General features: G+C 39.4%; 23 protein-coding genes and 1 riboswitch. Of the genes, 4 read left to right on the forward strand and 19 right to left on the reverse strand.

All coding sequences use genetic code 11. From position 1 onward, the window contains the following. Positions 1-220: 220 nt before the first annotated feature. The 16 genes from R2R35_RS01845 to R2R35_RS01920 form a co-directional block, all read right to left on the reverse strand. Positions 221-982, reverse strand: coding sequence for a DeoR/GlpR family DNA-binding transcription regulator (locus R2R35_RS01845; protein WP_317732799.1), 762 nt, complete (start codon positions 980-982; stop codon positions 221-223). Positions 983-1,593: 611 nt separating this feature from the next. After that, entirely contained in the window at positions 1,594-2,142 is a 549-nt protein-coding gene (locus R2R35_RS01850) for a BMC domain-containing protein (RefSeq protein ID WP_317732800.1), read from the reverse strand. A gap of 5 nt (positions 2,143-2,147) precedes the next feature. Then, complete coding sequence (locus tag R2R35_RS01855; protein WP_317732801.1) at positions 2,148-3,500, reverse strand: 4Fe-4S dicluster domain-containing protein; 1,353 nt, start codon at positions 3,498-3,500, stop codon at positions 2,148-2,150. 7 nt (positions 3,501-3,507) lie between these two features. Further along, positions 3,508-3,771: a EutN/CcmL family microcompartment protein gene (locus R2R35_RS01860; protein ID WP_033166120.1), complete on the reverse strand. Its 264-nt coding sequence runs from the start codon at positions 3,769-3,771 to the stop codon at positions 3,508-3,510. Positions 3,772-3,894: 123 nt separating this feature from the next. Next, complete coding sequence (locus R2R35_RS01865; RefSeq protein WP_442872282.1) at positions 3,895-4,503, reverse strand: phosphate propanoyltransferase; 609 nt, start codon at positions 4,501-4,503, stop codon at positions 3,895-3,897. 168 nt (positions 4,504-4,671) lie between these two features. Further along, the gene (locus tag R2R35_RS01870; RefSeq protein WP_033167462.1) at positions 4,672-4,950 is read right to left on the reverse strand and encodes a BMC domain-containing protein; all 279 of its coding nucleotides are present in this window, start codon (positions 4,948-4,950) and stop codon (positions 4,672-4,674) included. Between the two features lie 336 nt (positions 4,951-5,286). After that, positions 5,287-5,574, reverse strand: a complete 288-nt coding sequence (locus tag R2R35_RS01875) for a BMC domain-containing protein (protein ID WP_317732803.1) — start codon at positions 5,572-5,574, stop codon at positions 5,287-5,289. A 165-nt stretch (positions 5,575-5,739) separates the two neighbouring features. Beyond that, positions 5,740-6,015, reverse strand: coding sequence for a propanediol utilization microcompartment protein PduA (gene pduA, locus R2R35_RS01880; protein WP_033166117.1), 276 nt, complete (start codon positions 6,013-6,015; stop codon positions 5,740-5,742). 115 nt (positions 6,016-6,130) lie between these two features. Further along, positions 6,131-6,445 (reverse strand): BMC domain-containing protein, encoded by a 315-nt coding sequence (locus tag R2R35_RS01885; protein WP_317732804.1) that lies wholly within the window; start codon positions 6,443-6,445, stop codon positions 6,131-6,133. Between the two features lie 17 nt (positions 6,446-6,462). Then, a complete protein-coding gene (locus tag R2R35_RS01890) occupies positions 6,463-7,674 on the reverse strand; it encodes a zinc-dependent alcohol dehydrogenase (RefSeq protein ID WP_317732805.1) in 1,212 nt (403 codons plus the stop codon). Between the two features lie 33 nt (positions 7,675-7,707). Next, positions 7,708-9,042: an aldehyde dehydrogenase family protein gene (locus R2R35_RS01895; protein ID WP_442872283.1), complete on the reverse strand. Its 1,335-nt coding sequence runs from the start codon at positions 9,040-9,042 to the stop codon at positions 7,708-7,710. A gap of 50 nt (positions 9,043-9,092) precedes the next feature. After that, the gene (locus tag R2R35_RS01900) at positions 9,093-9,845 is read right to left on the reverse strand and encodes a GlcG/HbpS family heme-binding protein (RefSeq protein WP_317732807.1); all 753 of its coding nucleotides are present in this window, start codon (positions 9,843-9,845) and stop codon (positions 9,093-9,095) included. 53 nt (positions 9,846-9,898) lie between these two features. Then, complete coding sequence (locus tag R2R35_RS01905) at positions 9,899-10,699, reverse strand: class II aldolase/adducin family protein (RefSeq protein WP_317732808.1); 801 nt, start codon at positions 10,697-10,699, stop codon at positions 9,899-9,901. Between the two features lie 441 nt (positions 10,700-11,140). Continuing rightward, positions 11,141-11,899 carry a hypothetical protein gene (locus tag R2R35_RS01910; RefSeq protein WP_317732809.1) on the reverse strand — a complete coding sequence of 253 codons (759 nt, stop codon included), beginning with the start codon at positions 11,897-11,899 and terminating at the stop codon, positions 11,141-11,143. A 136-nt stretch (positions 11,900-12,035) separates the two neighbouring features. Then, positions 12,036-13,244 carry a glutathionylspermidine synthase family protein gene (locus tag R2R35_RS01915; protein WP_317732810.1) on the reverse strand — a complete coding sequence of 403 codons (1,209 nt, stop codon included), beginning with the start codon at positions 13,242-13,244 and terminating at the stop codon, positions 12,036-12,038. Positions 13,245-13,361: 117 nt separating this feature from the next. After that, the gene (locus R2R35_RS01920; RefSeq protein WP_317732811.1) at positions 13,362-14,195 is read right to left on the reverse strand and encodes a hypothetical protein; all 834 of its coding nucleotides are present in this window, start codon (positions 14,193-14,195) and stop codon (positions 13,362-13,364) included. Between the two features lie 326 nt (positions 14,196-14,521). Continuing rightward, positions 14,522-14,622: riboswitch (guanidine-I (ykkC/yxkD leader) on the forward strand. A gap of 49 nt (positions 14,623-14,671) precedes the next feature. Between R2R35_RS01920 and R2R35_RS01925 the strand changes: the two genes are divergently transcribed. Further along, positions 14,672-15,400 carry a hypothetical protein gene (locus R2R35_RS01925; RefSeq protein ID WP_317732812.1) on the forward strand — a complete coding sequence of 243 codons (729 nt, stop codon included), beginning with the start codon at positions 14,672-14,674 and terminating at the stop codon, positions 15,398-15,400. Between the two features lie 283 nt (positions 15,401-15,683). On the opposite strand, the gene R2R35_RS01930 is transcribed toward R2R35_RS01925, so the two are convergent. Beyond that, positions 15,684-16,937 (reverse strand): L-rhamnose isomerase, encoded by a 1,254-nt coding sequence (locus R2R35_RS01930; protein ID WP_317732813.1) that lies wholly within the window; start codon positions 16,935-16,937, stop codon positions 15,684-15,686. Between the two features lie 143 nt (positions 16,938-17,080). Further along, entirely contained in the window at positions 17,081-18,490 is a 1,410-nt protein-coding gene (gene rhaB, locus R2R35_RS01935; RefSeq protein ID WP_317734726.1) for a rhamnulokinase, read from the reverse strand. A 300-nt stretch (positions 18,491-18,790) separates the two neighbouring features. On the opposite strand from rhaB, the gene R2R35_RS01940 reads away from it, so the two are divergent. Then, entirely contained in the window at positions 18,791-19,249 is a 459-nt protein-coding gene (locus R2R35_RS01940; RefSeq protein ID WP_317732814.1) for a MarR family winged helix-turn-helix transcriptional regulator, read from the forward strand. Continuing rightward, positions 19,246-20,088, forward strand: a complete 843-nt coding sequence (locus R2R35_RS01945; RefSeq protein ID WP_317732815.1) for a DegV family protein — start codon at positions 19,246-19,248, stop codon at positions 20,086-20,088. The genes R2R35_RS01940 and R2R35_RS01945 overlap by 4 nt, the downstream gene beginning before the upstream one ends. Positions 20,089-20,251: 163 nt before the next feature. On the opposite strand, the gene R2R35_RS01950 is transcribed toward R2R35_RS01945, so the two are convergent. Continuing rightward, positions 20,252-21,583 carry a LysM peptidoglycan-binding domain-containing protein gene (locus tag R2R35_RS01950; protein ID WP_317732816.1) on the reverse strand — a complete coding sequence of 444 codons (1,332 nt, stop codon included), beginning with the start codon at positions 21,581-21,583 and terminating at the stop codon, positions 20,252-20,254. Positions 21,584-22,113: 530 nt separating this feature from the next. Between R2R35_RS01950 and glmS the strand changes: the two genes are divergently transcribed. Next, positions 22,114-23,943, forward strand: a complete 1,830-nt coding sequence (glmS, locus tag R2R35_RS01955; RefSeq protein WP_317732817.1) for a glutamine--fructose-6-phosphate transaminase (isomerizing) — start codon at positions 22,114-22,116, stop codon at positions 23,941-23,943. Positions 23,944-24,070 lie beyond the last annotated feature (127 nt).

Genomic DNA, 24,070 nt, shown 5'->3' on the forward strand with positions numbered 1-24,070 from the left:
CTTTCTATATTGTTCCTATAATACCTAATTGACTTCCTTATCTGTACAGTATCCTTATCTCATTGCAGGATTCTGATTCGAGTAAAATCCCTTGCGTATTTTTATTACTTTCTATTTGATAAACTGTAATTCTAATCTGTTATCGTAGATTTCAATAATTCCTTAAAAACAATTAGGATGTTTTTTCATATCTGATTTTTTAGAAGGTAATTACAGTGTTTTATTCATATTTTAATGATATCTTCGTTGACTGAAATACCTGTTTCCAGGTATCTGCAGGTTCTTTGTCTGTAATAACATAATCCAGATTGTCCAGTCCGCCGATACGGGTAAAGGATATCTTATCAAATTTAGAGGAGTCAGCAGCAAGTATCCTGGTACTGGCTGATTCCAGCATCAGTTTCTTGATCTGGGCTTCCATTTCATTGGAATCAGTTATTCCCCGTTCCATATCAAGGCCTTTGCAAGAAATGACCGCTTTATCCACATGGTAATTCTCCAGCATTTTTTCTGCCTGATAACCCACCAGCGAAAGTGAACCTTCCTTCAGCATTCCACCGGTAGATAGCACTTTCCACCCTGCCATTTCGGATAATTCGAGAAGGATTTCAATGGAATTGGTAATCAAAGTGATATTCTTTTTGTTTTTGAGATGTTTTGCTGCATAGACAGCAGTAGAACTGGCATCCATCATTATGTGATCCCCGTCCTCGATCATAGAGCATATAATATCTGCAATGTATTCCTTATTGGATACATTGGCTTTTTTTCTTACAGTAAAAGGTAGGTCTACATTAAAACTTTCATTTAGAATAGCTCCTCCATAAGTTTTTCTGGCAAAACCTTCTTTTTCAAGCTTTTCCAGATCCCTTCTTATGGTTTCCTCTGTCACTTCAAAAACTGAACTCAAATCACTTACCACAACTCTCTTATCCCTCTGCAATATCTCTAATATCTGATTTCTTCTTTCTATTGCAAGCATTGTCTCTACCTACTCTCTTTTATAGTTAGCCCCTCTAATCTTTACTTGACGATTAAATGGTGTTTTGACACCAAAGTAACATCTGTTAAAGTTCCGGGGATGTGAAAGCTCATTCTCTTTCACTCTAGCATCTTTGGTATTATAAGAGTTTTGTATCTTTCTTATAATAAGGATGCCGGCATTTTATAACACTGCCTTTTATTGGTATTTTAATAGAATTTTTTGATAAGTTCTATTATAAACAAGTTCATAAGATGTTGTAAAGTAACTGTTACGTTCTTTCTTTTGAAGTACTGTCCGCAGTTCCTTTGAAAGTTCTGTGTTGCTTCTTCTAAATCTCTGTATTTTTCAGTTCAGTATTTTTTTAAATTCTTTATTGTTTTTCGAATTATATTTTATTCTTTTCGAATTCATTGTCGCGTTTTCAAATTCTGTGTTGTACTTTTCAATTTTTGTTCGTACTTATCAAATACTGTGTTGTTCTTTTCGAATTCTGTGTCATTCTTTTAAAGGCTGTGCTATTTCTTGACAGTACCGAAGTTTTATCTCTAAGTAAGAAGGTACCATTATCAATAAATTGCAAAGTAAAAATATAAACTACAAAATATCTGCTATATAATACTCTCACACAGCTTTCTGTCAGGATTTGCAATAATTGCAGAATCAAGCAGCATTGCTGATTCACTGACTGCCGCTTTAGCTTTGTCAATGGCGGCTTCTACTGCTGCAATCTCACCGGTTAACAACATATAGGATTTTCCGCACATCCCTCTTGCAATTCTTAGTTCAATCAGTGTAACCTCTGCAGATTTTGCCGCTTCATCTGCTGCCACTATTATAGAAGCGGCGGAAAAGGTCTCAAGAACCCCTAGTGCCTTTATACTTTCTATTGAAGCTGCTCCATAAATGGCGGCAAATATGGAATCATGAGGATTTCCAAGTATGAAACTGTCAATTAAGTGTTCCCTGTATTTAAGCCTGGCAGCTTCAATAGAAGCTTTCACTGCAGAAAGTTCACCTTTTAACAGGATTATATATTTACCGGGACATACCGTCTGAGCTTCCAGAATCTCAACCTGCGCTGTTTTTAACATGGTATCTGCGGCAAGAAGTCCCGTGGATACTGTCTTGTATTCTACCATTCCGATTGCCTTGCTCATAGCGTTTACATCCTCTCATTACTGTTTCGTATTATTATGTAATCCTCTGTTATTTCAATTACCTCACCATTTATGGAAGAATGGATCGGCAAGGAAAGCTTATCATCTGCTGCCTCAGCAATCTTACTGCCAAATATAACTGTATCACCTTTCTTTACCTTCGCTACCGCTTTTACTCCAATGTGCTGAGCAAGCTTTATCTTAACCTGGTTCGTTTGTAGCAGGGTATCCACCAAAGGTGCTTCTTGGTTATACTCTGTTAATCCGATTCTTGCTGTAAGCCTCTCCATAGGAACTTTCCGGTATTCTCTTAAAGATAAGGGCTCTTTGTATTTTACTTCTTTATCCGGTGTAACACCTTTGCCCCTTAGCCCATTCTTATACTGGGTTATCAGCCTTCTGGGAGACAGATCCTGTGGACAGGCATATAGCTCACAGATACCGCAGGAACAGCAATAAAAAGTATGAAGAAAGGGACTCAGATCCTGATGCACAGCACCGACACCACTTGTGGCCGACCGCATAAACAAATGAGGTGTTATGGGGTGACCAAGGAGATTCCTGGGACATAAATCGGTGCACATTTCGCATTGACAGCATACAGACATTGCCCGCTTCATATCAACGGAAACATCGGAGAGCATTCTCTGAACCAGTTTATGGTTTCTGTCCAATACAAGGATAGCATTAGTGGTCTTAGTAACACAGTCATAAGAAGAAACCACCCTGCCGGTCATAGGCCCACCCATAATAAAGACCGGAGATTTTACTGTTATCCCTCCTGCTGCCTGAATGACTTCTCTTACTTCCATACCGACAGGTGCTAATACTGTCTTGGGAGCAGTAACTTCTCCGGCTATGGTAAGATACTTTGCATTCACCGGCCCATTGTTTTTTAACGCCTTATGAATATTGAAAATTGTTTCAACATTAAATACAGCAACACCCTTCTGAATAGGAAGTCCACCAGGCGGGATTGTTATACCAAGGGTTTCATGTATCAGTACTACTTCATCTCCCATGGGATAAACTTCCGGAAGAAGTTTTACTTCAATTTTGGGATAAGAGTGCCGGTTAGCCTGTAACGCCTCAACTGTCCCTTTATACGCTTCCTTCACGGCAATTATTGTTCTCTTCGCCTCCAAAACCTCTCCTATCAAAGCAAAGGTTTCCATGATTTCATAAGCATATTTTTCAAGGAGCTGTCTATGCACCTTTAGCAAAGGTTCACATTCTGCACAGTTTAACAGGATTGCCTCTGCCCGTTTATCAAGTTTGGCATAGGTAGGAAAACCTGCTCCGCCTGCGCCTGCCACTCCATGCTCTTTTACAATACCGATAAGTTCCTGTATTTCCATGCTGAAATTACTCCAATCCGATTCCGTCGTCTACAATGCCTACAATAGCTGCATCCACCGGAGCACTTTCCATACGGCATCCGATGCGGGCACCGCTGCCCTTTACCACCAGTACAACTTCCCCAATACCTGCTCCTACATTATCAATGGCTACGAATCTTCCGCTTTCTTCCATTTTATCAAAGGGTTCCACAATAAGGAACTTACAGCCTATGAGGTTCTCATTTTTTCTGGTTGCTACCAGGGAACCAACTACTTTGCCGACTATCATACAAACTCCCATCTGCGTGCTTTCACACACGAACAAATCAGGATGCAACCTCTTTCCAGGATAATAGGGTATATTATTCTTGCTTCTATCATACCCCAGCCTGATTTGATATTCCTGACCGTCTTACTTTATGATTATTGCAGTATCGCCTGTTGCGATACCAGCTGCATTTGCTTCATCTGTGTCAATATGCATTTCCAGCGTATAACTTGCATCTACTCTGATTGTCACATGATTAAAGGTTGTTCCTCTTTCATTATCTGCTTTCACAGATACCACCTGACCATTTACAACTCCGGCGGCTTTTGCATCAGTGGGAGCCATATGGATATGGCGTTTGGCAACGATACAGCCCTCCTCCAGATAAACAGCACCTTTCGGTCCAACAATAGAAATCGGTGCAGAACCTTTTATATCACCGGATTCTTTAATTGGTGCTTTGATTCCCAGTTTGATAGCATCGGTTTTTGATATTTCTACCTGGGACATTTTCCTGACAGGTCCTAATATTCTTACATTTTCCATTGCTCTTAGTTTGTAACCCACAATGGTAACCAGCTCATTTGAGGCATACTGTCCACCCATAAGTTCCTTCTTCTTTGTCAGCTCATAACCTTTTCCAAAGAGTACCTCAACATGCTCCTGTGTCAGATGTACATGTCTTGCAGAAACACCAATTGGTACGGAATAGTCGTTCTCGGAATTATTTTCCTTCATTGCTTTTAATACCATAGCCGTTATTAATTCTACGTCTTTTTCTTCCAAAGGATCCACCTGCTCTTTTAATGATTCGTGTTAAGGACAGGAGCCGATGTTATCAATGACATCTGCTCCTGTTACCCTGCATTTTTTCGTATACCTTACTGCTGCCGTTTCATTTTAAGTAATGGTTGGTTCCGATTACTTTAATGCAGGAAGAATTTTTTCAACATCTGTATGAGGTCTGGGAATTACGTGTGTTGCTACCAGTTCACCGAGTTTTGATGCACTGCTTGCACCAGATTCAACCGCTGCCTTAACTGCACCTACATCTCCTCTTACCATAACACTTACTAATCCGGATCCGATTTTCTCAGTTCCAACCAATGTAACATTAGCTGCTTTTAACATTGCATCAGCTGCTTCGATTGCTGCTACTAAACCTCTTGTTTCTACCATTCCTAATGCTTCCTGTGCCATTTTGACCTCCCTTACAGCGGTTTCCGCTGTTTCATGATTGATTTTATTATTATTTTCTGTTTCCTTGCTTGTTCTTGCTTTTCCGGCTTCCTTTATATCAGTAGCATTGCTTTCTGCTGTTACCGCTTTATCTGTTACAACAGTTGCTTTCGCATTCGCATCAGCTGTTTTTACTGTCTCAAACGCTTTTCCAACTTCAGCTGTATTACCAGTGTCAACTGTCGCTTTTACTTCAGCTGCTCTGCCTGCCTTACGGCGGCTTCTGGACTTGTTCTTTTCTGATTTGATACCATTTTCTTCTGGTCTGTTTGTTTCTGCCATGACTACCCCTTATCTCTACTGTTTGTTCAGTCTGGCTGCACTGATGTTAACCATTCGAATGGTTTCCTCATGGGGATTAGGAATAACGGCATGTACGCAAGGTTTCATAGCTGTTTTTGCGGCCGTTTCCACAGCATGGGATACTGCTGATACATCTCCCTGCACGATTATGGTTACCAAACGACCTCCAAGCTTCCTCTCCCATGTTACGAATTCCACATCAGCAGTCTTAAGCATTACATCCAATGCCTCTATAGCAGCTGTTACGCTGGGAATTTCAATAAATCCTAATGATTTCATCATTGGCTCCCATCTGCGTGTGTTGCCACGCGTCAAAATCCGGGAGAGTGAAAGATGATTTGCTTTCACTCTTACCTCTTTCAATAAAACTCTGATAAGATCATATACTTTTTATTAGCTTATAATATCTTATCAGATCATAAAATCTTATCAGATTATAAAATCTTATCAGATTTTAGGTAGTATTTTCTCAACATCTGTATGAGGTCTGGGAATTACATGAACTGCTACCAGTTCACCTAATCTGGCTGCTGCATTTGCACCAACTTCTGTAGCCGCCTTAACTGCTCCTACATCCCCTCTAACCAATACCGTTACAAGACCGGAGCCGATCTTCTCTGTTCCAACCAATACAACTTCTGCTGCCTTCACCATTGCATCTGCTGCTTCAATCGCTGCTGTCAGTCCTCTTGTTTCAACCATTCCTAATGCTTCCTGAGCCATTTTAATATCCTCCTGTTTTTAAGATTTAAACTATCGATTCATTTTTATTTGAATTATAACTTATCCATTATAATGTTTCTTACTTTTTGTTAGTCCACACAAGACTTTTTGCATTTCAGCTTTTATCCAAGCCATTTAATGAGAGCATTTTCTGGGTTCCGTCTTCCGGGTTTGCAATTACATGTTTTGTAATTACACCGGACACTGCATTAGCGGCAACTTCTGCAGCTTCCACCGCTGCTCTGACGTCCTCTACATTACCACGGAATTTCACCATAACAATTAAGGGAACCGGGAGATTATCTGCATTAGCCGGCTTATTACGGTCAAAGGTCTCCAGAACTACATTCGCAGCTTTACAGCCGGCATCGCCTGCTACAAAGGCAGCAACCAATCCGTACACCTCTATCATGCCTACGGCCATCGCCATTTTGCTACCACCCTTTCTTATGCCTCATTGATTACGGCTATTTTTAGTCCTTCCATTTTCAGATTAGTAATAAAACCTTCATTAATCTGGTTCAGTGGATATTTATGGGTAATCAGCTTGTTAAGAGGAATACCGATTCCTTTGGCTCTCTTAATAAAATCAAAAGTTGTAGCATAATCTCTCAAGGTATACACCCAGGATCCAACAGTAGTGATTTCTTTCGCACAGATATCAAAGTGAGGATTTATCGTAGCATCACCGCCGTTGATAAAGAACCCAAGCTCACAAAGTCCACCACCATTACGGATAAACTTGTAAATATTAGAATGTCCTGCCGGGGAACCGGTGCATTGGAAGGCGAAGTCTGCCAGATAACCACCAAAAGCTTCTTTCACTCCCTCAGCCAGTTCTTCTGTGCCTTTGTAATTCTTGAAGTTTACATATCTTTCTGCACCCATTTCTTTTGCAAAGGCCAGTCGCTTATCCTCTCCGTCTACTGCAACGATATTCTCGATACCCATTGTACGAAGAACAGCAATACAGATTAAACCGATTGGTCCGCATCCCTGAACCACAACACGGCTGTTGAACCTTAAGATACCTGTGGTCTTGGCTCTTTCAACTGCATGAATCAATACGGCACAAGGCTCTATAAGAATTCTGGATTCCAGATCCAAATCACTTACGTTAAATACCGTTGAGCCGCCTCTGATAATGATGTAATCAGAGAACCATCCATTTAAATGAACCTCGTCATCAGGCAGAAGACCATAAACATCTGCTCCGCCTACATTCTGTTTATTCAAATCAAACATAGTAATGTCCGGATTATCTTTAAAAATCATACAGGTTACAACCTTATCACCGACTTGCAGTGACTTGCCCGCACTGTCTTTCTTAACATTTTTTCCGATCTTAACAATTTCACCAGTGCCTTCATGTCCCAGTACAACGGGAATTAAGGCAAAGGGATCTCTCTTGTATTCATGAGCGTCCGTTCCGCAGATGCCGCAGCCCTCGACCTTTACCAGGATGTCATCGTCTCCCAGCTCAGGAATCGGATATTCTTTCAGTTCAATATTTTCCAGTTTTGTAAGTACAGCAACTTTAGCAGTCTTTGGAATGAATCCAGCCTTAGCAGGAACTCCTGCATTACTGTCTGCTTTCTTATCGCTGGTCATCTCTGCCAGTACCTGTCTTACAATGTCTTCAATGTTCAAATTCTCCATTGTATCTCCTCCTGCTTTCAATATACAAATCCATTAACGGATACAAAGGCTGTCTGCCATAACACAACGTCTTTGTTTGGTAAAGGTACGGGCTGAGGTAAGTCCTTCCCCTGTTCTGCTGGCTATGGTAAAGGTACAAAAGCCTTCTCCGCCGAAACCAAGAGCTGCATATGAAGGTGCATTTTTTACAAAAATAGCCGTATCTACTGCTTTTCCAAACCTTGTCAGATTGTCTACATTCTTAGAATGCATATGTGCAGAATGACGATTGCCATGCTCCAGCCACACAGCTTTTTCTATAGCATCATCAATATCTTTTGCTCTTACAATTCCCAGTATAGGCATCATCAGCTCTTCTGCAATCAATGGATGTTCTTTCTCACCTTCAAAAATGATACAACGGATATTCTCAGATGTTTCAATACCAATCATGGACAATATTGTTCTGGCATCCTTACCTACACATTTACGATTCAGTCGGTTATCCTTAAGTACCACGGCAGTTAATTTTTCCTGTTCTGCTTTGGAGATTACATAGCAGCCGTTTTCAATGAGATAATGCAATAATTCATCCATGATCTTACCGACTGCAACAACCTCTTTCTCAGCAATACAGGGAAGATTGTTATCAAAAGTACACCCGTTAACAATATCCATTGCGGCTTTTTTGATATCAGCTGTTTCATCTACCAGAACAGGCGGATTACCTGCTCCTGCTCCAATTCCTCTTTTTCCGGAGGAAAGAACTGTCGTAACAACACCCGGTCCGCCGGTAGCTACTATAAGCGGGATATTCTGATGCTTCATCATGATATCTCCGGAAGCTAACGTAGGTTTTATGACAGATACCGCAATGTTATCCGGTCCGCCGGCTTCCCTGGAGGCTTCATTTACCATATGTACTGCCAGGTTTGATACGCCGATTGCCGCCGGGTGGGGATTGAATACCACAGTATTTCCTCCCGCTATCATGCCGATACTGTTGCAAAGAATGGTCTCACTGGGATTGGTACAGGGGGTTATGGCTCCGATTACACCAAAAGGTCCCATCTCTACAAGAGTAAGTCCTCTGTCTCCCGACCATGCTACTGTTGAAATGTCCTCTGTACCCGGTGTCTTCTCTGCTAACAATTGATGTTTTAATATCTTATGTCCTACATTACCCATTCCGGTCTCTTCCACACCCATGCGGGCAAAGAGCTCAGCATTCTCCAGGGTTTTTTTGCGGATATTAGAAATGATTTTCTCTCTGGAATCCATGGAGAGCTGCTGCATAACCTTCTGAGCTTTCATTGATGCTCCGATCGCATCGTTCATATCTGTAAATATACCCGACAGCTTCTGCTCTTCCTTGTTACCGGCTTCCATCTGCAGAAGGACTTTTCTTACGATGTCCTTCACTTGTGCTTCCTTTAAATTCACGAAAAAGCCTCCTTAAATTTTTCTTTTCCGTAAGCTGCAAGAGCCGCGTCCTGACTTTCTGTCCCTCCGCTGACACCCAGGCCGCCAAGAAGGTTCTCCTTAAGAAATAGGGGTTCTCCTCCTCCGAAAATAACTATTTTGCCTCCATTTGTATGCTGTATTCCATAAAGCTCACCGCCCGGCTGACTTAATGTCTTTAACTGCATCGTAGACATTTTAAGTGCTGCACTGGTGTAGGCTTTGTTTAAGGCAATATCAAAACTTGCAATATAGGAATCATTCATGGCATGAACCGCAATTGTTCTGGCACCCTTATCCGCCACTGCGATAACTGCTGCGACTCCGATTCTTTCGGCTTCTCTTTCTATTTCTTCCATGAGAAACCTGGCTTGGGATAAGGAAATCCTCTCCAGAGTCTTATGCATATCTTCTGCATCCCTAAGAACTGTCTGTAATATCGTCTGCGAAATCTGCTTTTCCTTTCTGGATTTTATGGAAAGGCCGGTTTCATTAATGGCTGTTCTTACGGCGTCCGCAATGGCTGTTTCAACCATATGAGCTCTGGCATTAACAACCTCCTGCAAAGCACCTGCAAGGAAAGTGCTTACTGCTTCGTTTCCGCAGTACTCCATGACATTGCTGATTCTTTCCTTTAGAAAGTTAAGCTCTTTATAAGTTCGTCCAGGTTGTTTTTTTTCCTGGCTGTTGGTTTCTATATTGCGGTTTTTGTTAATCTCTTTCTCTTTCATATTAACACCCATGCATACTGCAAGCTGACTTGCAGTGCTGTTCGAATTGAGTATTATTTCAGTCCTAACTGTTCCATGACTTTTTTTGTAATATCCGCTACAAGCTGACTGGTATCTACTTCTGCAGTTCCGTGGTTTCCGCAGTTACCATGGCAGTTTGCTTTGCCGTCCTTGTTATTCTGGCAAAGGTTTGCAGGATGTTTACCGGTCATACCGAACTGTCTGCGGATCTCGTATAATCTCTGTACCTGAGATTCGGACAGCTCTTTGGGTCCTCCAAGCTGCTTGGAGATATAGAGAAGTTTTGCATAGAACTCAACGGATTCCATCTTGTGGTAAGCGTTCAATAAGGAATCTCCAAAAGTTAAAGCCCCATGATTCTCTAACAATACCGCATCATAATAAGGGAGGTATTTAGATACTGCATCAGGAATTTCTTCTGTTGAGGGAGTACCATACTCTGCGATGGGTACGCAACCTAAGGTTATAACAGCTTCAGGCATAATAGGCTGAGTTAAAGGAATTCCCGCTATTGCAAAACCTGTAGCATACATAGGATGTGCATGAACAACAGAGGTAACATCAGGTCTTTCTTTATATACACGCATGTGCATCTTGATTTCAGAAGAAGGTTTGAAATTCCCATTTGCCTGAATTACTTTTCCTTCTTTATCAACCTTACATATGTATTCCGGTGTCATAAAGCCCTTACTTACACCGGTAGGTGTACATAAGAATTCGTTGTCACTTATCTTAACAGATATGTTGCCGTCATTGGCTGCAACCATTCCTCTGTTATAGATTCTTTTACCTATTTCGCAAATTTCCTTTTTGATTTCGTACTCTGACATCATAGTGCAATCTCCTTTAATTATGTGGTATTTATTTGTTTTATGTGCATTTATCTGTATTGTATCACTGCAAAACTAACAAGTCAATATCTATATATTGGTTTATAACAACATTATGTGGTTTTTATTTGTTTTTAATGTCCTTAATACAAGTTTTTTACAATTAAAGTAACTCTATTTCTTCCCTAAAAACCAGATTCTACCCATTTTGCAATGAGTATTGGTCACAATGGCAGTTTATTTGAAAAGTTGGTATGCTCCTTGGTATTACTACAATAATACTGGATAAATAAATTAATGATTTCAGACGAATTGATCTCAGGCAAACCATAATACTTATTATTTATCTAACTTTAAAAGAGAAGCTTTATTATCTGCTGTTTTAGGGCACACAATAAAACTTCTCTTTATAGTTAATTTAAATTCATAAATGCAAATTATATATTAGCCCAGCCCATAATACCTGCCGCCGGAACTGCTTTGGGTAGGTTCGGGTATTTTTCCACCAAATCCACCTGTTCCATTTCTTGTTAATCCGGTTATTACTCCAAAGCGATATAACAGGCTTTTAAACCCTGAGGGTTTTACCACATTAATCTCTTTTATATCAGCATTGTCTCTGGATAAATAAACCTTTATATTCTGCTCCTGATAACGCTTTAGTATATGGGACAAATCATTTTTTATTTCGTCTCCCCGAACAATTACCTTTCGAATCCCATTTTCTTTAACATAAGAAGCCGAAGGCATATCCTGTGGAAATACACACCAGCGGTTATCATATTTTCCTGGTTTTTTTCCGCTTCCTTCCATTCGGTTGGAATCCAGCATAAATACAGGAGGTGCTGTTGCCTCCAGCTGCAAAGTACTTAGAATTTCAGCTCCCCTATATAAAGCAGACACTAAATGCTCTACTTTAACAATCATATCCGAGTTATTTGGTCCATAAACACCGTTATAAAGAGGAACAGGTCGATATCCTAGCTGTGCAAGTGCAAGACTTGTTTCAACGCCTTCACCTGCCGGAAGGTCAAGAATGATCATCGTATCTTTTGCTGCTTCTGAAATCCACTCTATTTTCGGAATATTTAAGCTAAAATAATTACTTCTTGGGGCATTGGCAAATAAAACAGGTTTCGCCCATTCCACCCACAGAGTATCCATAGGTGCCCATATTTTATATACTCTTAAATTGTCCTTCATAATTGTACCCATCACAGGTTTTCTGTGATTATGCCACCAACAGGATATTATATCTTCAAATTTATTTCCTGTAAGGAACTAAACGGCATCCCTTCTTTTTAAAATTTATATTGTTTCACTTAGCTGCATATATCCTTTACTTTTCAACTAATATAGGTATATCCTTTGCTCTGGCATCAATTCTTGTATAGGGACTAATTCTACCATAAAATCCAGCACTTCTACCATCTACCGTAAACACTCCAACACATAAATGATAATTCTCCCTATTTTCAGCTGAAATCGGACTACTTATAAATTTTCGTTGAGCCAGCCAGGAACCGGGATACTTTCTGGCTGCTTTAAGAATCCTATTATATTCTTTGTCAGAAATCGCTTCTTTCATGGATATGCCTTCACCAACTCTACCTAAAGCTGGCTTAAATATGTATTCAAAATCAGTTGAATTAACTGCTTTTGGTTCCAAAGTCTCTGGCAGTAATTTCTTCCATGTAGGGATTGATATTCCTAATTTATCCCACACCAAAGGCAATCGCTTTGATTGAGCAAATATTGCTATAGGATGATTACAGGAAGGTGTTAATGTATCATAATAGCCTCTCCAGTCAGATTTTTTGGGTAGGTTCGTCAACCATTCCAGAGGAAAGAATCGTATGATACCGTCCAGTTCCCCTTCATAACCTTCTAAAATGCTAACTGCTTTTTTATCTTTCCACTTTATATGGTCAGGTGCTGCAGAAAAAGTTTTAAACTTGTTTTTGCTAAAATAATTACTTAAAAATTCCATGACCTGTCTGTCATCCGAATAGGATGTGGCATGAACAAAAGCGATGGTTCCCTGTTCTTTTATTTTCTCATGAAAGGCATTGACCATACTGTCTGCTATATTCTTACGAGGTTCATAGCCATCAAAATATTTTGCTGCTATTTGTGGCAATACCGAGGCTTCTGCCATTCCTCCTGGAACATCACTGTTAACTTCTGAGACTGCCCATCCATTATCTATCGGATGAAAATCAAAGCGCATCAGCCTAACATTTCGGCTGCTGTCATATTCATCCAACTGATCAAGTGCCTTTAAAATATCCTTTGGAAGCCCAAGTTTTTTTGCCAAAGCAAGCTTTTTAACCAAAGCTTCTTCTATCATAACAGTTTCTCTTGCCAAATCTTCTGCCCATAATTCTAATTGCCTGGCAGTTTCTTTATTCATAAGCAGGACCTGTTTCGCAACCGTATTGTGATCCTCTACCTGAGGGTCCCATTTATATGCGCGAAAAATAACTTCATAGCGATAGTCCGGATATTTTTCTTCCGGTATCATACCAAACTTTAACGGCTGTTCCATATTACACCTTTCGTAAATATCAAATCATCGATTTGATTTCCTTTTTAATAGTTTAAAGCATTGTTTATATTCCATTCCACTTTCCCATATGTCAGGTTGTCAACCATATGTCAGGTATTAGCTACCATATATTGGGTTTTCATTAGGAGCGGGCAAAACCAGTACTGTTATAATTGCAATAATTATATACAATAAACCAATTGCAATAGATGTGGTTAAAACGGAGCGGTTGTCTCTTTCATCCCCTGCTTCCGTTTTCTTGCTATAATATTTTTCAATCAAGAAAGCAAAAAGTGTTAAAGGAAGTACCGGCCACCCATCCATAAATTCCACAAGGGTCATATAGAAGGAGGTCCAGTCACCGGCAGAAGCTCTACCAAGAATTATGCCGCTTGCCAGCAAAAATAATCCATATCTTATTCCAGTATTGATGTCTCTGTCAATGGTTACACGCTCAGAGACCTGTGCATATATACAAAAAAATATCCCAATTAGTATCCAGACAATTAAACCAAGCCCGCCGGCTATCAATACGGTCCACCACCCCGGACCATCCCCTAAATTAGCACCGGAATATATGAAAGAGAGCCCAAGAAATCCTCCTGAAACAGTAAAAACCGCTGCTTTGTTCTGCAGATTAAAGCAGTCATCCTTCCAGGATATATCCCAAAAGTATGCCATCATCATTAATCCCAAGGATAAAAATGCATAACCAATCATTAAATAGAACTGTATGTAAAAGCTGCTGTTTACAACATCAAATGATGCAAGAACTTTTAAAGCAAAATAAATAATTACCAAAGCAACAACAGGAAGCCAACCAAGAACATATCTTGTAATTCTTCCTCTCTCCGGTATCCAGCTTCCAAATACCATCTGATACCACCTTCGTATAAAACGAATTGTAAGATAAACGGATGCTGCGAATACTATAAGTTCCATCTCATACATAATAAACTCCTTTACCATGATTCTTCTTTCAATGTATACAAACAAAATTAACGAACATGAATGATTGCAATAATCTAAGTATAAATTTTAACCTTTGTTTTCTTCTATTTAGTACTACTTATTTCATTTTACAAAAGGAGCCAAATAATGTCAACTATCCTAATAATATTGTAAGTAGTTCCTAACTTATTTATAATCAATACCTACGGAATTAATTATAAATAAATCCTTTTCACATATATATCTTATATTTTAAACAGCTTGAATTTTTCATTGACATTACTTACACTTTTTGATAATATAATGTCGAACATTTGAATAAATGCTAAATTGTTTTCTAGGGTTCCGTAATAATATTATTAGTCTGGTCCAAGAGAAAACGCACAACTGCTTGTTGTGTACACGGAAGGATAAAAGCCTGGGAGTATTAAATACTCCCAGGCTATTTTTTTGTCTCAATAAAGGAGGAAAACGTTATGTGGGGATTAATCATTTCAACTATTATAACAAGTGCAGCAGACAGCCTGAATCCCATTGCAATCACCCAGCAATTTGTTCTTCAGGGTATGGTTAAAAAGCCAAAACATATCTGGTATTTCATTATACCAACAGGAGTAGTAAACCTTGCCAGCGGTTATCTTGCTTATTATGGACTTATCTCGTTAATAGGCGATTATTTCGCTAAACTGATTGACAGACATGCAAGAATTGTATTTACCCTGGAACTGATTCTTGGTATTGCTTTTCTTATTGGTGTTTGCTATATCCTGGAGAATGCAAAGATTGATTCCTTAAAAAAGCAAATCAGGTTGATGCAATCCGGCGAAACAACTGACCACGACGAAGAAGTAGTAGCAAGTAAAATCAAATCCGTGTCTCCCCTTGCCCTGATTGCTTTAGGTGTTGGCGCTACAATCTCAGAACTAGCAACTGCCCTGCCCTATTTTGCTTTCCTGGCTATTTTGTTCAGTAATCCGGTATCTTTCCTGGAAGTAACCATTTTACTGGTTGTGTATAATCTAATTTATATGTCTCCGTTAATGGTCTTATATTTTGTTTATGTAAAAGCACAGGATAAATTTGATTTACTTTATACGCTAATTAAAAAACAGATAACAAAATGCTCTAATATCTTGGCTCCCACTGTTGTTGGTGCTATTGGTGTATTTCTGGTATTTCATTCTGTATCCCTTTTACTGAAATAATTTTAATTTGGTATATAATTTCAGTTTCCTTTTTGCAGCATGTTATCTGGTTTGAAGTAAACCAGTTATAATCCTGAGCCTTAAAGCTGATAAAACCTACGATTCCAATTCAAATACCAAAAACAGCATAAAAACTCCGCATCTCACACGATAGGATATCGTAGATTTGCGGAGTTCTATTTTACTTTTGTACCAACACTGACAGATGGTGGAGAAGATAATTGTTCGTTGGCTGATTTGATTAAACGATTAGATTTCTACCATTTAATTTATTATTATGCAATTAATTCCTCTTAGATAAAACCTCAGCTTCATATGCTGTAACTTCCGCAAACCAGTCTTCTCTTTCAGGTACTCCGCTGGTCTCGCAGAAATAGTTCCAGACATCGCCAAAGGGATAGAATTTTAATTCTTCCTGTAACATCATAAGCTCTGTAAACTTATTTTCATTCTGAAGGGATGCCAGCTTTTCATTAGGCAGCAAGGTAGCATAAAGCAGTGATTTCAGCATATTCCTCATACCAACTACCCAGGCAGAAACACGGTTGATGCTGGCATCAAAGAAATCCAATCCGATCAATACTCTGTCAAGTGCATTACAGCGTACAATTTCTTTTGCAATTTCCTTGGTTTCATCATCAAAAAGTACCACATGATCGCTGTCCCATCTGATTGGTCTGGTTACATGAAGAGCTAACTTATCAGAGAATAACAGCATGGAAGGTATTTTGTCTGATACAACCTCTGTAGGATGGTAATGACCATTGTCCAACAGGCAGAGAATATCATTCTTTGCTGCATAGTTCATGTAAAACTCATGAGAACCAACTGTGCAGGCCTCAAGTCCGATACCGAATACTTTGGATTCAACGGCTACATAAACTTTGGATTTATCGTAAGGTGTTGCAATTATCTGATCCAGGGAATCCTTCAGTCGTGCTCTGGGGCTTAATCTGTCAGCAGGAATGTCCTTAAAGCCGTCTGGAATCCAGATATTTAACAAACAGTGTGTGTTAAGCTCTGTTGCAAAATATTCAGCTATCTTAATGCACGCAATCCCATGATCGATCCAAAACTTTCTGATATCCTCCTTCTCACTGGATAAGGTAAGTCCATCTGCCTTAGGATGTGCAAAATAAGTGGGATTGAAGTCAAGTCCAAGGCCTCTTTTCTTTGCAAATTCCACCCATTTAGCAAAGTGCTTCGGCTCAAGTTTATCTCTGTCGACCTCTTCACCGGGTTCAAAGATAGCATAGTTTGCATGCAAATTAATACGGTGTTTTCCGGGAATCAGACTTAAGGTCTTGTCAATATCAGCCATTAATTCTTCTGGTGTCCTTGCTTTACCAGGATAATTACCTGTTGCCTGAATACCTCCAGATAACTGAGTAGCCCCTTCAAAGCCATTCACATCATCTCCCTGCCAGCAGTGCATGGAAATCGAAGTTCCAAGCACTTTCTTTATTGCTTCCTCTGTATCAACTCCTAATCTTTTATATATTTCTCTTGCAGATTCATATCTCTGTTTTGTAGTCATCGCTCTTCTCCTTATAATAAGAAATAAAATATTTATAGATTGTTATATTAAATATTGAATAACCTTAGTTACATAATCCTCTTAGCATTGCTTTTCATAAGCAATAATATTACTTGCTATTTATTTCCAGTCATTGCTTGTCATTAAAAGCTTGAATTAAAAACTCGAACACCAAAGGAATCATAAACACATTTTCTTGCTTCAATAATGTCTTCAAATACATCAGTTTTTAACATCTGTGCTAAAATATTCCCCAGTGCCGTTGCTTCAGAAGGTCCTGTACATACGTCTTTGCCTGTATGATCAGCTGTCAGCTGATTCAGATAATCAGCATTGGAACCGCCACCTACAATATGTATGCGTCGAAAGCTTCTTCCTGTGAGCGCTTCAATTTCCTTAACTGCATTGCTATAGCTTGCAGCCAGGCTGTTATAAATGCAGGCAGCCAGTTCTCCAATTGTTTCCGGCACTTTCTGCCCGGATGCTTTTAAATAATCCTTGATAGCCTGGGTCATGTTATCCGGAGCCAGGAATACCGGAGCATTTACATCAACAATTGATGGGAAAGAACTGCTTTCTTCAGCCATTGCACACAGCTCGGCAAAAGAGTATTTATCCTCCAGTTCATGTCTTACAGACTGAATCATCCATAATCCCATAATATTTTTGAGATAACGGAATCTGTAATCATAACCGCCTTCGTTGGTAAAGTTCGCAAGTCTGCTTTCTTCTCTGCAGTCAGCTTCCATTCTCTCAATACCTATTAAAGACCAGGTACCGGAACTGATATAGAGATAATCATCATCGGAAGCTGGTACTGCCAATACCGCAGAACCCGTATCATGAGTAGCAGGCAGTACAATCTCACAGTCAAAGCCAATCTCTTCCTTTATCTCCCTGCGAAGATTCCCAAGAGAGGTTTTCGGTAAAGAAATCTTCTGAAAGATCTCTTTCTTAATTCCCAATTTATCAAGCAGGGCATAATCCCAATCCTTTGTCACAGGATTTACCAACTGACCGGTCGTTGCATTAGTATATTCCTGCGCTTTTTTTCCTGTCAGCAGAAAATGAAAATAATCCGGAATCATTAACAATGCTTCTGCCTTTTGAAGTATTTCAGGACTTTTGGTCTTAACTGCCGTCAACTGATAGATCGTGTTAAAAATCTGTTTCTGAATACCGGTTCTGTGATACAGCTGCTCTTCCTTAATGATCTTATAGACCTCATCATCCATGCCCGCTGTTCTTTTGTCACGATATCCAACGGTAGGCCCAAGAACCTTGTCTTCGGTATCCAAAAGGACAAAATCCACTCCCCAGGTGTCAACACCCATACTTACCGGTATTTTATCTGCTGCTTTGCACTTTTTAAGACCGTTAAGGATTTCCTGGAATAACTGGTCCAGATCCCAGCATAGATAACCTTCTTTTTCGATAAGTCCATTTTCAAATCGGTAGATTTCCTCCAATTGAAGCTTTCCATTGTCCAATGAACCCAGAATATGCCTGCCTCCGGAAGCACCGATATCAACCGCCAAATAATAGTTTTGCATCACTATAACCATGCCTTTCTCATAACCTGCTCCTTTTCCCTTGCAGGGAAATTATGCGTGTGAAATATATTGTTTATATAGTGACATTATAACTTGATTCCCCACAAATGATAAGGACGTGGTTCAATAAATTTTACGTCCTTATTTGCAGTTTCGACAAAAGTACTTTGAATATCAAATTATTATTGACAGAAAGCATATGCTCTGATAAAATATTATTACTTTGATATTCAAAGTATTTTAATGAACGGATATTACAAATTACAGTACTTAGGGTATACCTTGGTGTAAAGGAGCCATATGAACCAATACAAAGAAGAACTAAATACCTTTCTGGTAGAAATTTTCCATGATATACTTCGACTGGAAGAAACTGCTCTTGCAAAAGACGACTTTAAGAACCTGTCCGTACATGAGATGCATGTCATAGAGGCGGTATATGACGGTAACAAAGAAGGTCTTTACTCCATGAGCGAGATAGCTGCAAGGCTGATGGTAACAGCCAGTACTCTCACTACTTCTGTTAAAACCTTAGAACAGAAAGGCTATTTAAAACGCGAGAAGCAGCTCAGCGATAAAAGATATGTAAAGGTCTGCCCAACAGATCTAGGCCTGAAAGCCTACTGCTGCCATAAGGAATTTCACCAACGCCTTGTAAACGGGGTTGCTGAAAAATTAAAGGAGGAAGAGCTCGTAACACTTACTACCGCCCTCTCCACCCTCCATCAATTCTTTCAAAGTCCAAAGGAGGACCAATGAGTATAAAAATATTAACTGATTCAACTTCCGATATGAACAGAGAACTTGCAAAAGAACTGGATGTAACACTTGTACCGCTTCGGGTTATTTTTGAAAATGAGGATTATCTGGATGGGGTTGATATAACCGTCGATCAATTTTACGAAAGATTAGTGAAAGCCAACGTACTTCCAACGACCAGCCAGCCTACACCCGAACAGTTCCTGCCCTATTACGAGGCTGCAAGGGATAATGGTGACACCTTGATTGTAATTACCGTCGCCTCAAAATTAAGCGGTACTTATCAAAGTGCTCAGATAGCGAAAGATATCGTTGATTACACTGATATTCATATTATTGACAGCGAAACTGTCACTCTTGGACTTCAGCTATTAGTACGCGAAGCGTTAGCTCTTCGAAACAGCGGATTATCCGGTGAAGATATTGTCAGAGAACTGGAGAACAGTAAGCAGAACATACGTCTATTGGCTTTAGTCGAAAGCCTTGAATATCTGAAAAAAGGCGGTCGCTTATCCAGTGTAAGTGCCTTTGCAGGCGGACTACTAAATATCAAACCCATTATTGAAGTAAAAGATGGCGCAGTAGGTGTTGCAGGTAAGGCAAGGGGTCTGACCGGTGCCTATAAGAAGCTTGCAGAACTCGTAGCTTTAAATGGGATAGATTTAAATCGTGAAATCTGTCTAGGATATTCTGCTGGTAAGGATACAATGAACGGTTTTCTGGAGCATTCTCAACATGACCTTGGTATTCAGAGTTTCCTTGAAAGCCCTATTGGTTCTGTTGTAGGTACTCATGCAGGTCCCGGCGCCTGCGGTATTGCTTTCTTTTGCAAAAGTTAATTAAATCTTAAAAGTACAGTCTGATAGCTTAATCTCAGCTTTCAGACTGTACTTAATCCAATCAATATTTTATATGCCAACTATCAAGCATAGTTTATCGAAAGCTCTATTCGTATATTACAACACCTTCTCTGATTCATCGAATAATGAATCTTGACTGCTCTTACATTTCCTGTATAAAACGATCATATCTTTTAACCTTGTAATGTGAATTAATAGCAAGCCATGTCTGTGTATAGTAATACATGATATTCCATACAGCTACCCCATGTAACCCATATACCTCTACCAGATTAAGAATTGCTTCATATGTTCTTGCATCTTTGAACCAGACGTAATGACGTGCTCCTGATTCAGTATAATAATAAAAAGGTGTCTGTGAGGTTTGATCGTAATGAATATCAACCCCTAGTTGGTTTGCAAGATTAATTGCACTGGCATTGGTAAGCAAGGCTCCCAGCGATTCATTTTCAATATAAGGTAATTCCCAGTCGTATGCTATACGGGTTAATCCAAGCATTATTTTCTCTGCCGGGATCTGTGTTACAACGAAATCAAGATATTGCTTCAAATACCATGGGGTAGTCTGTTCCATATCACTTATGTGACCTTCCTGCCAAAGATAAGTAATAAGAATTACATAGTTGGCGGCGCTGCCCATCTCTGCATAATATGGGCTGTCGTACCCAATGCCCGGACGGTATTTAAATGCATTTGGAGTAATACTTACAAAAACTACATAGTTTTCCTGATTTAATTCTACTGTAACTTTTCTTACAAATTCTGCATAAGCCGGCAGATCTTCTGTCAATAAGTGGACAAAGGACAGATTTACTCCCATATATCCTTTTGTTTTCATAGTATATAGAATGTTGAATATTAGTTTATCCTGAACTTCCGGATTATTAAAAATAGAGTGACTTGCTGCATAACTCCCTCTGCCTGCGTCTGTCATATTAGAAACACACATTATTGGTGCTACTTCATACTCCAGTGCAAGGTTTATAATCTGTGAATCGTTAATATTCTGCAGATTACCCAAAGGGTCAACCCTATAATTCAAAATAGTCAGATAAGTTAAAGATGGCAAGGTTTTTCTTAATATTGGCTCTTGAATAGTAACACTTGTATAACCCATGATATTTATTTCTTTATCCGTGTCGTAACTAATTACCAGTTCTTCTCCGACAGTTAAGCTATCTTTATCTGTAATGCTTGGGTTTAGGCGCAGCAATTGCAGAACGCTAATACCATTATCTTCAGCGATACCTTGGATAGTATCTCCCTCTTTCACTATATAAGATCTACCAGGCGGTTCAATCATAATAGCCTGCCCGATACTCGGCGTAATATCCGGAGTCAGATTATTGTCTGTAATTAGTCGTAAAAGTGAAATATTATTTTGCTCTGCTATCGTTGAAAGCGTTTCCCCACCTTGAAATACATGTATCATATTATCGTTCCTTTTTTTACTAATATATGCAATGCTTTTCATAATTCAAACCACTTTTATTATCCGAAAACCATGTATTTATGCTGATTGTTTGTATTTATAATCACTTGATGATTGTGGTTACGATTATTTGTCTGATTGACTTATTCTCTTTATAATGATAATATAGCTTAGTAACTTTCAGTTCTTTTTGATATATAGCACAGAAAGGAGTGAAACGCATATAATACTTACGTATGGTAACTATTGATCGAACCAACCCAGGGTTCTTACAACAGAAATGTTTAAAATTAGCGCCATGTACCTCTTTGGGTAATTATTCAGAGGTTAACGAGGTAGGGAGTCAGCGAAATCTTCGGCGGATGCTCTCTCATAGGCTTGGCTGTGTGAATTGCTGAAAAAACCTCCGGGTAACCGGAAAACAACAGCGGCAATACCAAGATAATTGAATTAGGAAATAGAAATCCGGTAATCTTATAGTTATACTATTTTACTATAAGATACTATCGGCTTGCTCTTTCTGCGAATTCATAAATATTCGAACTTTGAAAACAGAATAAAGGAGAATTAATATGTGTGGAATTATTGGATTTACTGGTTACGCTGATGCAAAAAAGGTTATGATCGACGGTCTTACTGCTTTGGAATACAGAGGATATGACAGTGCCGGAATTGCTTTCTTTGAAGAAAATGGTATTAAGACCCTTAAAACCATTGGTAAAGTATCTGTTCTGGCAGACAAGGTAGCGAAGGAAGTCGTAGCAAAAACATCAGAAAGTACCTGTGGTATCGGTCACACCAGATGGGCAACTCATGGAGGTGTAACTGATACAAACGCACATCCTCACACTTCCGGAAAGGTTACTCTGATTCACAACGGTATAATCGAAAATTATCGTGAACTGGAGCTGAGTTTAAAGGAATCCGGTAGAACTCCCGTATCACAGACAGATACAGAAATTGCTGCTCTTCTTATTGACAGCCTTTATGATGGTGACGCCATAAAGACAATTAAAAAAGCGGTTGAATTACTTGAAGGCGCATATGCCTTTTGTATTATGTTTGCAGACCAGCCGGATATTATCTACAGCCTTAGAAACAGCAGTCCTTTAGTAGCCTGCCATACCAAAGAAGGTTCCATTATAGCCTCTGACATGGTTGCTCTTATTGACTATTCCAAGGACTATTTTGTAGTACCTGAAATGCATGTGGTGATTTTAAAAAGAGACAGTATTTCACTAACGGATTTGGATGGAAACGAAGTCAGCCCTCGTATGCTGCATGTAAACTGGGATATGACTGCAGCCAAAAAAGGCGGTTATCCTCATTTTATGCTAAAAGAGATTCATGAACAGCCGGATTCTCTTCGTAATACTATCCTTCCAAGAATTCAGAATAAACTTCCGGATTTTACGGCTGATAATATTCCGGATTCCCTCTTTGACGGTATTTCAAGAATCATTATAACAGCCTGCGGGACTGCTATGCATGCAGGTCTTATCGGTAAGGTAATGCTTGAGAGACTGCTCAGATTTCCAGTTACAGTAGAAATCGCCTCCGAGTTCCGCTACCAGGACCCTATTATAGATAAATCCACCCTGGTTATCACAATTTCACAATCAGGCGAAACAGCTGATACTCTTGCAGCATTAAAACTTGCGAAAGAATATGGTGCTTCCACTCTTTCAATTGTAAATGTAAAAGGTTCTTCTATTGCAAGAGAGAGTGATTATGTACTCTATACCCATGCAGGCCCTGAAATAGCTGTAGCCAGCACAAAAGCCTATACTGCTCAGTTATCTTGCCTTTATCTGTTAGCCTTCCGCTTTGCTTATGCAACCGGTAAGCTTGAAAAAGAAAAATGCATAGAAGAAATGCACGAACTCTTAAATATGATACCTGCACTGGAAGAGACGATTTCTTTTGATAAGAAGATCGAAGAAATCAGCAAACAGTTAACTGAGAAGGAAGATTTATTCTTTATCGGCAGAGGTCTTGATTATGCTCTCTCCTGTGAAGGCTCCATTAAGTTAAAAGAAATCAGCTATATTCATTCAGAGGCGTATGCTGCAGGTGAATTAAAGCATGGCACCCTTTCCCTGGTAACAGAAGGAGTCCCTGTTGTAGCACTTGCAACCCAACAAAAGGTTTACTCCAAAATGATCTCTAACATCCGTGAGGTGAAGGCAAGAAATGCATTTGTCGTATTAATCACAATGAAGGGTCAGGAAGCAGAACCTTCCATTTATGATTATCACATTACCTTACCGGAGGTCAAGGATACTTACGCACCTTTTCTGGCAGCAATTGTATTACAGCTTCTGGCTTATTATACCTCCTTGCACAGAGGTTTAAATGTAGATCAGCCCAGAAACCTTGCAAAATCTGTAACCGTGGAATAATACAATTAGTATTAAAACAAACATCCGAAATCAACTTTTCTTCTAATAAAAAAACCGATGCAATTAGGATTAAGTGCTCTTGTCAATTAGACAGGAACTCTTATATCCTAATGGTATCGGTTTTTTA

Origin of the sequence: Anaerocolumna sp. AGMB13020, assembly GCF_033100115.1 — a bacterium.
Lineage (GTDB): Bacteria > Bacillota > Clostridia > Lachnospirales > Lachnospiraceae > Anaerocolumna.